A 9017-nucleotide genomic window follows, 5' to 3' on the forward strand; every position below is an offset into this window, starting at 1 on the left:
GTCGGAGAAGAAAGATTGAAAAGGTAAAATGGCTATTTTATTCAGGATTAACCAATTCCAGAAGGTGGTAGCTTCTCACCAGAAACTGTTCCATGCGCTCCTTATTAAACCCACCGGCGGCCAGCTGGGCGAGATCATACACATGAGCAACCAGCATTTCAGCATCGGACCGGCGCCCGCTTTCATTCAATTCTGCAATTTTACGCACGATCGGGTTGGCGTGATTAACCAGTAATTGATGTTCAGCAGGAAGTCCCTCCTTGTGACCCATCATCCGCGTCATTTCACTCAATCTGCGCTTCTGCTCCGACTGCATCAACAGCGCCGGAATCGACGCGTCGTGCAGGGTTTCCCCCTTGATGTCCAGATCGGTCGGAAGACAGTCGCGAAAAACCTTCAAGGCCTGTTCGGAACGCGTTGCACCGGACGGGGATGTTGCGATGTCGTCTGCGGGCTGTTTCCCGACCAGCGTTTCCGCCAACTCGGAATCGACCCGCAGAAAGCTCACCCCGCTGTTCTTCATTTCGAGAAACTGGATAAAATGATTGTCGATCATCGCGTCGAGTAACAACACCTCAATGCCCTGACCGGCAAACAAGCGAAGATACGACGCCTGCGCGGTCTCATCGGTGGCGTAATAAACCTTGTCCTGGTGCGATTCCGCCGCTCGTTCGAGATAGGCGGGGAGTGTTGTGTAGCGCTCTGTTGCAGTCGTGCGGTAAACGATATGATCCTTCACCTTGTCGCTGAACTTGTCGTCGCGCATCATGCCGAACTTGACAAAGGGGTGGATATCATCCCAGATCGGTCCGAAAACGGACATCTCGCTCTTTGCCAGTTCAACGATTTTTGTCGCGACGCGGCTGGTGATCACCTCACGGATTTTGCGCACCTGAGGATCATTCTGCAGATAACTCCGCGAAACATTCAACGGCAGATCGGGGGCATCGATACACCCCTGAAGCGGGGTGAGAAATTCAGGGATCAACTCCGCGCAGCTGTCGGAAACGAAGACCTGGTTGCAGTAAAGCTTGATATGACTGCGACTGACGTCAAACTCGTTATTGAGCCGCGGGAAATAGAGGATCCCCTTCAGGTTAAAGGGGAAGTCAACATTGAAGTGAATCCAGAAAAGCGGGTCTTCGCAAAACGGATAAAGTTTGCGGTAGAATTCCTTGTAGGTCGCGGCGTCAATCTCAGCAGAAGGCTGGTTCCAGAGCGGGTTGCAGTCGTTGATCTGTTCCCCCGCAAGGCGAATCGGCACCGGAAGAAATTTGCAATATCGCTCCAGCACCTCGCGCACCTTGACCGGTTCAAGAAAATCTTTTTCGCCATCTTCAAGAAACAGTACAATTTCAGTGCCGCGTTCAGCCTTGTCAATTTTGGACAACTGGTATTTTGTCGAGCCGTCACACGACCAATGTGCGCCGACTGATTCAGGTAAATAGGAAAGTGAGCGGATCTCAACTTTTTTAGCAACCATAAACGCCGAATAAAACCCGAGTCCAAAGTGACCGATAATCTGGTTATCCTCGGCAAGTTTGCTGTATTTTTCGACATATTCTGCAACGGAAGAAAAGGCAATCTGGTTGATATAACGGCGGATTTCATCGGCATTCATGCCCACGCCGTTATCGCTGATAGTCAGCGTTCCGGCGTCTTTATCGAGGGTAATATCGATGGCATAGTTTTCAGAAAGCTGCAACCCGTCAACCAGGTTGATATGAGACAATTTTTTGATTGCATCAACCGCATTGGAGACGAGTTCGCGAAGAAAAATTTCCTTCTCGCTATAGAGCCACTTTTTGATAATTGGGAAGATATTTTCAGTGTGAATGGAAATCCGGCCGGTTTCCCGATCTTTGGTCTTTGCCATTTTGCATTTTCTCCTTCAAGCAATAATGATTTTCAACATTTCAGCGTGAAGATAGTAATGCAAAGATATTTTGTCAAGGTGCGATGTTACGCTCATTCAGGAGAAGAAAATCGACAGACATGACCGCAGCGGCGATGATGATGATCCGCTGACTTTCAATTGTAACGAAAGATTCGACTGAACGGCTGAACGATGAACGGGGGGCATTCCGGTATTCTGCAAAAGCAACAATACCCTGAGTCAAAAACACCACGCCGCAGATCAGGGGCAGGCACACATTCGTAATAAAATGAAGAACGATGCCAGGCTTGCGCCCCCAGAAGCGTTTCATGGAGGTGAGTCGATAAAATTCCTGATCATTCAGTAGCCTGAGTAACGACACACAGACAACGAAAAACGCGAACACTCCCATCATAAACGGGACATTTAACAAGGTTTCGACTCCGAACATAAGCCACCTCGACGACGAGACGTTTATGTCATTTTAATCAAAAAGCAGACAGATTGCACGTTAAAAAATCTCTCCCCTTGAGGCTGACAAAAGATCAAGAGGCCCGAAGCAGAAAGGAACGACGTTCCAGCAACAACTGCGCATGCCGCTCTTCTTCCTCTGCCAGCCATTTGAACGCCTTGGCCCCTTCCGTCGTTTTGGCGATCGCGGTGACGCGGGTAAAGAAACTGGCAAACTTTCTTTCTGCCGCTACAGCCAGGTCGATAGCCGCAAGGTCGGGGTGTTCCGCTTGCAATGCCTCATCAAGTGCGTCAACGGAGGGAAAGGTGGCCTCCTCATTAAACAAACGCAGATACGGAAAAAACTCGGGCTCCTGCTCCCAAAAAAAGCTGTCCTGATATTTTTCCAGCAGCGTGTTCAGTATCTTGAGATGCTGAATTTCATCATTGGCCAGTTGAATAAAAACATTTTTTGCCGCCGTTCCGCCCGCACGCTGAACCATCGCACGGTAAAAATTCCGTCCTTTTTTTTCAACTTCCATTGCGGCGCGAATAACTTCATAGCCGCTGAACTGATCAATTCCGGACATATACAAGACTCCCGTATCGTTGATTGCACATGAGTGCATCAGTTAATTGCCAAATAAATCTTTCAAAGTGTTTTTAATCCGGGTCCGTGAGGAACTCCCCTGCCCCTCATCCCCACCAAGTTTTTTATCCAGCTTTTCGTCAAGCTTTTCAAGGATTTTTTCGGTCGCCTGACGTTTGAGCTGCTCACGCGCTCCTTTTGAGTCGAGTTTAAACCTGGGGTCGGTCAACGTCCCGCTAATTCGCAAGGGGACGATCCCCCACCCGCGATCATCGCTCAACATTCGCCCGAGGTTATGCTTCCCCCCAACCTTGCTCATCACCGCTGGAGACACCCTTGTATCGAGACGAAGATCGATGCTTTCATCGAGTCCGATCGTGCCGAGCGGAGTCATTTCCAGGTCACTGCCATGGTAACTGCTGGTAATGCTCACCTTGCCGTTATCAATCTTGAAATTGCCGGAGAAATCATCGCACTCCAGCGTCTTGAGTCGCTCTTCACCAATCATCTCGGCCAATCCGTTAATCAGTGCCGTCCCGGATAATTGACCATCGTTCAAGGCAAACTTGCCGTCCCCCGAAAGGGTCTGCTTAATCGTGTCAAGTTGCGTTCCGGTCGCAAAGAGTTGCGCTGAAAGCGCTAGCGAACCATTCACCATGCCGGTCAAAGCGGGATAAAACATGGTGACAAAAGACGCCGCCTGGACCTTGTCAACAATGACTGAGGGCGTGTATGCCAACCCCTTGCGCCCAAGATCAATCGACCCTTGAGCAGACACACCTCCTTCTGCAACTCGTGCAGTCAACGCTTCAAGGGTAAAAATATTGTTAATCAAATTCACTTTGCTGACAAAATCGGTTATCACTATCTGCTGTCGCAGGATTTTGCTGATTTTGACTTTACCCTGCATCCGCAGCGGCAGATCAAACGGTCCAATCTCTTCAGCGGTCGGGACGGCCGCCGTCGCAGCGCGTTGTGATGGTGTTTCGTTTGCGGTGGTGGCTCCAGATGGCAATAAACGGTCAAGATCAAGTGTTGCAGCGGATGCCTGCCAATCAACCTGCAACGGTTGCGACTGGAGATCGTGAATCTTCACCGTTAAATCAACTTGCTGGTCACGAACCTGTAACAACGATGACATACTGACGCCAGGCTTCTTCAACGACAATGTCCCCTGGACGGCGATAGATTCACCATTAACCTTCGTATCTGCTTTAAAATTAAATGCTTCCGTCAAAGAAAAATCATGAATCAGTAGATTAAATTGATCAACTTTCAACGGTGCCTGAGCAACCCCCGTGGAACGATCTTCGTAGTTGAGTGCGCAGTTGTTCAGAGCAATCGTTGCAATCTGCAGATCAAACGAGTTGTCACTCGAATCAGTGCCCTGCCGCGGCAGCTTTTCCTCCTTTGGCGGAGTGCCTTCAGCAGACGATTTTACCAAACTTGAAAAGTTGAACACGCCATCAGGCAGTTTGATCAGCGACACGCGCGCACCGGATAAACGTGCTTCATCCACCACGACCCGTAACCGCAACAGGGGCCAGAAGCGGTAACGTAAAACCAGTTCATCAATTGAGAGAAATGTGCCTTGACCGTCCGCTTCAGCCACGGTCAGCTCACGCAGACAAATTCCCGACCAGAGGCTGATATCGATCTCACCGAGGCTGACCTCACGTCCGAGCTCTTGCTCCGCTAGCGGTACAAGCGTCTCGCGAACCCGTTCGGGAGTAATCAACAGATAAACAAGCAGGATACTACCGAGCACAGACGCACATAAAGTAGCAAAAAAAATCACCACTATTTTGCTCAATTTTCGCATTACAAAGGCCTTTCGATAATCATAATTTATCTAAGATTACAGGTTCAGCAGCGAAAATCAACCAACTTTACTGCCTGCCAGCCCAAGATGAAAAACAGCTTTGGTTTGACAGCAACAAAACGTCTGTTAAAGGTTGAAGAAGAGCAGAGCAACGGAGCCGCCGATGACCACTACAGCACTTCACCGGGCGTTACTGACACCGCGCACCTACCCTCACCCCACCACGCATGTCGAGTTTCAGGAAACACATATTTCACGTCTCTATCTGACTGACCAGTACGTTTACAAACTCAAAAAATCGCTTGATCTCGGCTTTCTTGATTTCACGACACTCGATCAGCGCCATCATTATTGCAAGGAAGAACTGCGGCTCAACAGCCGTTACGCGCCCGACACCTATCTGACTGTTGTGACCATTAACTGTGCTGACGGACACTACACGATCAACGGTGCCGGAGAGGTCGTTGAGTATGCAGTAATGATGAAACGCCTCCCCCGTGAACGGATGCTCGATTATCTGATAGAGAACGATACACCGCACCTTGCAGCGGAGATGGTGCGCCTGGCAGGACAGCTGGTCGATTTTCATCAAGCCGCGCCACCGGTCCATCCGCCAGCACCGGTGTTTTGCGGCACGATGAGAGGCAACTGGCGTGAAAATATAATCCAGACACACCCTTTTCTGGGGACCACATTGCCCGCCAGCGGCATCAAATACGTGCGTTTCTGGCTGGCAAATTTCTATCGTCACCACCGTCAAATCTTACGCCAACGTGAGCAATCCGGCTTCATTCGCGAGCTTCACGGCGACCTTCATGCGGAGCATATCTGTCTGACCGATCCGATTCAAATCTACGACTGTATCGAGTTCAACCTGCGCTTCCGGCAGATTGACATTGCCGATGAACTGGCCTTTTTAATCATGGATCTGGAGTACCGCGACCGGGCCGATCTGGCCAACGCGCTGCTTGCAGCCTATCAACAAAAGGTCACCATGGAGCTCACCGCTGAGCTGCTGCGCTTCTATCGGGTCTATCGCGCCTGGGTACGCGGCAAGGTCGAATCGTTTCTGAGCGCGGACCGTGATGCCCCGGACGCTGTCCGCAACCGCGCCAGTCAACGCGCGCGACGTTACTTTAATCTTGCCCTGGGGGATATGTGTCAGCCGTCTCTGGTGCTGGTCAGCGGCCTGATGGGCGTTGGCAAGAGCACCCTTGCCCGGTCACTGACCCGCTCAACAAGAGCGCTGTTGCTCCGCTCTGACCAGATTCGCAAAGGGCTGGTCGTCGATTCCCGTGATACGAATAAATCCGCTTTCGGTGCCGGTATTTATTCAGATTCAATCAGTGAACTGACCTACCAGCGCACGCGTGAACTGGCAGGTACCGCTTTGTCAAAGGGGCAAACAGTCATTGTTGATGCGTCATTTTCGCGTCGGGCCGAGCGCGACGCATTCCGCGACGAGGCCCGGCGTCATCGGTTGCCATGTCATTTACTGCACCTGCATTGTCGTTCGAAAGTGGCGTTGCAACGCCTTGCTGCACGGCATCGCGCGGGAACCGACATCTCCGATGGTCGCCCGGAACTCTACCGGCAACAACGCGAACATTTTGAGTCAATAAGCCCGGCAGAAAACCCGGTAGAAATTGAAACGGATGATGATAACGAGAAACTGGTCGGACAGGCACTTAGCGCCATCCTGGAAGGTCAATATCGGTAAAGCGAAAAGCGGCACCGTTTATCATGAAGCCATTTGGAAGATTAGCGGAAAATCACTGTTGATGTAACGCGTCGAAAAATGCTCTGAAGGGCAATGTGCCAAAATCGATACTGAGTCGTTCCTCACTTGTGATCAGCTGAAATCCGCGCCCGATGACAGCCTGCTCGATCCCCGCCATATGCAGTGCGCCCCACGGAATCAAAACAGTGTCGTAGTAACCAAGGACTTTCGACAGCCAGACATCGACCGCAGCGTTGCGTTTATCAATGATATCTGCAGTGATCGTCGCATTCATGGCAGGGGTCATGTTTTCATTAGACCAGAGTAAAAACGATTTAAAACCGTCGACAAACGACTCGCCATCACGCAGATGAATCCCCAGCGTATTGAAAAAATTAATAGTCACAACATCAAAATCGCTGACATCAAGATCGGCAATAATAATATCCGGACGATTCTGCCCCGCCGCAACAAACTCAGGAGTATCAAATTCATTGGCAGTGAGCAAGCGGCCATCCATGGTCATACTTTCCTGTGAGCTCAGCCCAAGCACCCCCGCCAGCCCCATATAGTTGAAGGCATGAACCAGGCGCCCATCGCGATCCGTTACCCCTTCGGCGAGGATGACCGTGCGTCCGGCACCTTGTGCTTTTGCCATCTCATCGTAAAAAGCCTGATCACCAACGTGAATCATACTGCTCAGCCGAATCGTTTTCCCCTCACGGACATAGTCTCGCTCAACCATATACAGGCCGTTAGGGGCCAGCCGCACAAAACCGCCTGACTGTAGATAAACCAGATAGCAGGCAATCAACCATCCGGTCAGCAACAGCACAAACGGCGCCGTGATCAGGCTGGTCGCGGTAAACTTGATGAAATAACGGCGATTAAAGGTGGGACGCGCAAACAGCTCCCGGCGCAGTTCCCAGCGACGTCGCAACCGTCGGCGCACCATGACCAACGGCAACATCCCGAGCAGCACCTGCGCTGCTGCTGCCAGCAACGCGGTTGGTTGAGAGCCGATGATTACCGGAAGCGGCCAGAGACTGGCAAAGGACCAGATGATAAAGGCAATTTGCGGTAAAAAAATCCTCTTCGGCAGACGCTGATTGATTGCCAGACCAATAAACAGCGGGAGTACCAGCACGGTAACCAGCAAGGCCAACGGCTGGCGTAGCAGGGTCAGCAGCGACGTACTGAAGAGCAGGATGATCAGCTCGTCGAGCAGCGACACGATACCGTCAAAGAGGAACAAAGTCAGAAAAAAGTTAGCGAATGCGCACATGTACTCATTTGATTTTTAAGGGTTTATGTTCAGACAGCGATTATTCTAACCGGTTTTTAAATCTGCTGCCACCTTTTCCTCTGATGAAGATGAGTTGTGAGTTTACTGACCACATCAACAGACAATTCAATACTGCTCACCAATCTGGATGATCTGATCCGTGACCTCGGTAAACGCCACATCATGACTGATTAAAAAGAGTTGATCGTACCAATGTTCGGTGACCTCTTCCTGACCGACATCGATCGCTCGAAATGCCTGAGCCAAGTTCTCACGCCGAGCGGCATCGAGATTCGAGGTCGGCTCGTCGAAAAAGGCAATCCGCGCACCGATCGTCTGCAACATCGCCAGCCGCAGGGCAACCACCGCGCTCATCGTCTGCCCGCCGGAGAGTTGATCGTCGTAGCGTTCGCGCAGCTCTCCGTCGACCATGTCGCTTAAGACGATCCGGTAGTTCTCCCCCCAGGCGAGTTCCTCGTCGACCTCGGCAATGATTCGATAGATGCGGTTGGCGCGTTGGCTGATCTCTTCACGGAAACGCTCTGAGATGTAGGTCGAGACGTTGCGAAAGACCCGGTTGCGCAGGAACTTGACCAGCTCCTCCTTTTCCTTATATGACTTGATCAGCTCTTTTTTGGCGACAATACTTTTTTCCAGCTGCTTGAGCTTATCGACCTCGGCAGACAATCGGGAAACATCGTCGGCCAAACTCCTGGCCTTCTGGCCGAGCGCGCTGACCTCCCCCCAGAGAGTATCCTTCCGCAGACGCAGTTGCTCATGTTCGGCAGCGTCATACGCCTTCGCCGCATGACTCATGGTTTCCTCCCTGACAACCAGATCGTCCTGCAACTGCTTGAGGTGCTTGTTAAATTTTTCCAGGTCAGCGCGACGCTGAACCAATTCGGTCGCCTGCTGCTGATTGGCAACGAAACGATCGCGAGCGCTCTGGTGCTGTTGCTTCTCCTGCTCAGCTATTTCGATGGCGGATTGCAACCGGCTGTAACTTTCCAGCACCTTCTGTTTTTCAACCAGTTCAAGCCTGATTGTCTCTTGTTCCTTGTGCAGCTCAGTCAATTTTTCGGCGCTATTCTCGTTCGTCTTGCGGCGGTCAGCCAGACTTGCCAGCTGCGCTTCCAGCCCCGCGCGCATGACGGCGGCCTCCTTGACCTGATCGCTGGCCTTGTTTGCAGCACCCTCCTCCTGTTCGAGCTTCTCAATAACACTCTGGAAACGTTGACGCTCCTGATCCAGTTCAGCAAATTTGGTCGAAAAAAC

General features: G+C 51.3%; 7 protein-coding genes. 1 reads left to right on the top strand and 6 read right to left on the bottom strand.

What is annotated here, in order from left to right:
• Positions 1-37: 37 nt before the first annotated feature.
• The 4 genes from htpG to K0A93_08225 form a co-directional block, all read right to left on the bottom strand.
• Entirely contained in the window at positions 38-1876 is a 1839-nt protein-coding gene (gene htpG, locus K0A93_08210) for a molecular chaperone HtpG (GenBank protein MBW6512082.1), read from the bottom strand.
• A gap of 73 nt (positions 1877-1949) precedes the next feature.
• The gene (locus K0A93_08215; protein MBW6512083.1) at positions 1950-2327 is read right to left on the bottom strand and encodes a hypothetical protein; all 378 of its coding nucleotides are present in this window, start codon (positions 2325-2327) and stop codon (positions 1950-1952) included.
• 94 nt (positions 2328-2421) lie between these two features.
• Entirely contained in the window at positions 2422-2916 is a 495-nt protein-coding gene (locus K0A93_08220) for a ferritin family protein (GenBank protein ID MBW6512084.1), read from the bottom strand.
• A 42-nt stretch (positions 2917-2958) separates the two neighbouring features.
• Positions 2959-4737, bottom strand: coding sequence for an AsmA family protein (locus K0A93_08225; protein ID MBW6512085.1), 1779 nt, complete (start codon positions 4735-4737; stop codon positions 2959-2961).
• A 163-nt stretch (positions 4738-4900) separates the two neighbouring features.
• Between K0A93_08225 and K0A93_08230 the strand changes: the two genes are divergently transcribed.
• Positions 4901-6457 carry an AAA family ATPase gene (locus K0A93_08230; protein MBW6512086.1) on the top strand — a complete coding sequence of 519 codons (1557 nt, stop codon included), beginning with the start codon at positions 4901-4903 and terminating at the stop codon, positions 6455-6457.
• A gap of 52 nt (positions 6458-6509) precedes the next feature.
• Here K0A93_08230 and K0A93_08235 read toward each other — a convergent pair whose 3' ends face one another.
• Entirely contained in the window at positions 6510-7742 is a 1233-nt protein-coding gene (locus K0A93_08235) for a hypothetical protein (GenBank protein ID MBW6512087.1), read from the bottom strand.
• Between the two features lie 126 nt (positions 7743-7868).
• On the bottom strand, positions 7869-9017 hold a 1149-nt coding region (locus tag K0A93_08240; protein MBW6512088.1), incomplete at its 5' end, for an SMC family ATPase.

The sequence above is a fragment of the Desulfuromonadaceae bacterium genome (genome assembly GCA_019429445.1).
Lineage (GTDB): Bacteria > Desulfobacterota > Desulfuromonadia > Desulfuromonadales > JAHYIW01 > JAHYIW01.

What these genes read in the sequence shown, in the direction of transcription:
- K0A93_08230 (MBW6512086.1), top strand. Translation starts at nt 4,901, where the DNA reads ATGACCACTACAGCACTTCACCGGGCGTTACTGACACCGCGCACCTAC.
- K0A93_08220 (MBW6512084.1), bottom strand. Translation starts at nt 2,916, where the DNA reads ATGTCCGGAATTGATCAGTTCAGCGGCTATGAAGTTATTCGCGCCGCA.
- K0A93_08235 (MBW6512087.1), bottom strand. Translation starts at nt 7,742, where the DNA reads ATGTGCGCATTCGCTAACTTTTTTCTGACTTTGTTCCTCTTTGACGGT.
- htpG (MBW6512082.1), bottom strand. Translation starts at nt 1,876, where the DNA reads ATGGCAAAGACCAAAGATCGGGAAACCGGCCGGATTTCCATTCACACT.
- K0A93_08215 (MBW6512083.1), bottom strand. Translation starts at nt 2,327, where the DNA reads ATGTTCGGAGTCGAAACCTTGTTAAATGTCCCGTTTATGATGGGAGTG.
- K0A93_08225 (MBW6512085.1), bottom strand. Translation starts at nt 4,737, where the DNA reads ATGCGAAAATTGAGCAAAATAGTGGTGATTTTTTTTGCTACTTTATGT.